At 42.1% G+C, this 2,667-nt stretch carries 5 protein-coding genes; all 5 read right to left on the bottom strand.

What is annotated here, in order from left to right; translation table 11 throughout:
• Positions 1-343, bottom strand: a 343-nt coding sequence (locus KDD36_14970) for a hypothetical protein (protein MCB0397950.1), incomplete at its 3' end; no start/stop codon positions are given.
• Positions 343-981 (bottom strand): transglycosylase SLT domain-containing protein, encoded by a 639-nt coding sequence (locus tag KDD36_14975; GenBank protein ID MCB0397951.1) that lies wholly within the window; start codon positions 979-981, stop codon positions 343-345. The genes KDD36_14970 and KDD36_14975, both read right to left, overlap by 1 nt.
• 1 nt (position 982) lies before the next feature.
• Entirely contained in the window at positions 983-1,879 is an 897-nt protein-coding gene (locus KDD36_14980) for a hypothetical protein (protein ID MCB0397952.1), read from the bottom strand.
• 17 nt (positions 1,880-1,896) lie between these two features.
• Positions 1,897-2,097, bottom strand: coding sequence for a hypothetical protein (locus KDD36_14985; GenBank protein ID MCB0397953.1), 201 nt, complete (start codon positions 2,095-2,097; stop codon positions 1,897-1,899).
• Positions 2,098-2,099: 2 nt separating this feature from the next.
• Positions 2,100-2,667 (bottom strand): hypothetical protein (locus KDD36_14990; protein ID MCB0397954.1); only part of this gene is annotated, 568 nt, incomplete at its 5' end.

Consider the following 2,667-nt stretch of genomic DNA (forward strand, 5'->3'; position numbering starts at 1 on the left):
CTGTTTGATTACCCGTACCGTTTTTGATATCACCGGAATTAAATCCTCTGTTGGATGTAATGATAACCGACGCAATCTCCCCTCCCTGGGGTGCCGAAATCGTGAATGATAATGTCCGATCCAGGTTGTTTTCTCCTTTTTCCAATGTGGTTCCACCGGAAAAAGAATTGATCACCGGTGCATAGCTATCAAAGAAATACTGTTCCAGGAAATCTGCAATAGGCATGTTCGGATTGCCAAAATTGGTTCCATCCGGTGAAATATTGATCGGTCTGTTGGCATCGATTGTACCTGCATCGCCGCCGATGTTCTTCAATAGCCTTCGTAGATAGATCAGGTACATTATTCCGTGGTTTTTTGGTAAAACATAAAATAACGACCTGCATATACCAGGGCAATAACGGATAGTACGCTTGCACCTATTTTTGTAGCCTTCAAACCAATGATGGCGGAAGTTTTTTCCTTGCTCAATCCTTCGGGAAGTCTTGTGGCCAGCCATTTCTTATAGTCCAATACAGAAATGAATCCATCATTATCGATATCCAATCCCGGATTTTGTTTCGAAATGGTGCTGGCCCTCTCTGCTGATTTTTCACTTCCGATTTTATAGGTATCCGGCTGGTTAACTGCATAAGGATAGAAAGTAATCAATGCAAGGTCAGTCGAATTGCTGGCTTTTTTACCACTTTTCTTCCATTGCTGGTAATATTTTAATATCCAGTCCAGTTGTTGGTTTCGGGTCATGGATTTTAATTGACCGGTAGAAGTACCTAACCAGGTGGCCGTCTCCGGCATAAACTGGATAAGACCGGTTGCCCCGGAATGAGGATTGACAGCTCCAGGATCAAAACCACTTTCATTGTTCATCACCACCATCAACCACTCGGGATCATAACCCAACATATAAGCCACTTGCTTGACTTTTTGGATAAAAGACTGTTTATCCACTCCCCTGACCTTATTTTCAAAAAGAAGGGCCATATTATCCAATCCCTCCTTCTGTAATCATTTCTATTCCGTTCAAACTATCCGGATCAATCCTGTATACTTGTTTGCCTCTTAAAATCTCACTGTAATTATTCGTATTGAACTCCTTTTGTAATTCAGGAATGGTCAGGAATTTCAAACCTCCTTTCCAGGCATAGGCAATATGAGCTTTGTACTTGGTATCCCAAACATTCAATTCCACAAATACCACATTGTGTTCTTCATCAAACACCTCCCTGCCGGTTGTAAGTCCCAGGACTTTTCCAAATGGTGCAGTCCCTATTTTATTGGATTTTTTAAAAACCTGTGTCCAGGTCATGTTCTCCGGGGTTTTGCGAACATTCAGGTTATTGACTTTAACCACAGCATACTTCTGACCTGAGATTTTTGGTGTTGAGGATGCTGTACCGGAAGATGAATAATTATTGAACTTGGCAAGTTCGCCAGGTTCCAATGCTGTGTTTAATAACAAATACAGTTGCTCCCCATATAGCTTATAGAAATAGCGGTAAACCTTATCGATATCCAGGTTTTTGGTGTGAATGCTTTTAGCTACATTCAGGATCCTGTCTGTATCCGTCCGTTGCCAGATTCTCTTCACCTGGTTCATGGCATCCCTTGCCAGTCCGATGGGATTGAATAATCCTCCCTGGCCTTTTTTTAATCCATCGGGGATAGCCTGGTAAATATCTACTGCAGCTCTGACCTCCGGATTGGTTCCAGCTTGTCTGAGTAGTTTGTTTTGAGCAACTTTCTTCAGGTATTTTCTTCCAAAATAGATCAATCCCGCCCCGGCAATAATCATGGACCCGGTTTTAACACCTTTCATGATCTGGGGTGAATTATCACTGATCACTTTGGCTGCTGTAGCTGCAACAAGAGGATTACCCATACTATTTTCACTGCCTTTTACCATAGTCTTTTCACCAAGGGATTGTTAGCGATTTTGACAACCTTGTTGATCACTTTTGGATCTTCCTTGATCTTTTCGGAAACCCAGATCAAGTCTTCGTTTTTGATGCTTGTATAGATTACATGCAGCGCTTTGGCCAGTTGGTCCGCTTCCTCTTTGGTTTTTCCGCTTATTTTAAAATTGTAGGTAAATTCCATTGTTAATCGGTATTGTCTGACTTTAGATTTTCTGAACTTTGTTGAAGGGCATATTTTAAAAGGTTATCCACGAGGAAGTTCTGCTTTTCGATGAGTTGAAGCAGGGTGATCACTTTTCTGAATGTTTCTTCTTCAATACCACCAAGGAATACATTGATCGTTGATATTGCTTCTTCACGTTCGGGATTGCTGCCGGAAAGATCCAGGCCACCCCCTTTTTGTTCGTTTTCTGACGATTCAGTCAAAAGGTTCATGTCAGCCTGGCCATCGCCCATCAGCATTCCGGCTAATCCAAGCAGCGATTGATTGTCCATTTTTAATAGCTTTCCTGCCCCGATCAACAATCCCAGGTTTTCCAGTTTGCCTTTATCTGCCTTGTTTTCGTATTCATACAGGGCTTCGGTCAGCTCCTTATTCTCCTGCTCAAGCTTCTGACTTTCCTTTTTCAACTGGTCAATATCCCGCTGCAATAGTTTGATGTCAAAATCCTTTTGCAGGTTTTGCATCTGAAGAGCTCCTAATCCTGATTCGCTTTTATACTCAGGAAGATTGTGCCCATTTAATCCCTGG

It is taken from the genome of Flavobacteriales bacterium, from assembly GCA_020435415.1.
GTDB lineage: Bacteria > Bacteroidota > Bacteroidia > JACJYZ01 > JACJYZ01 > JACJYZ01.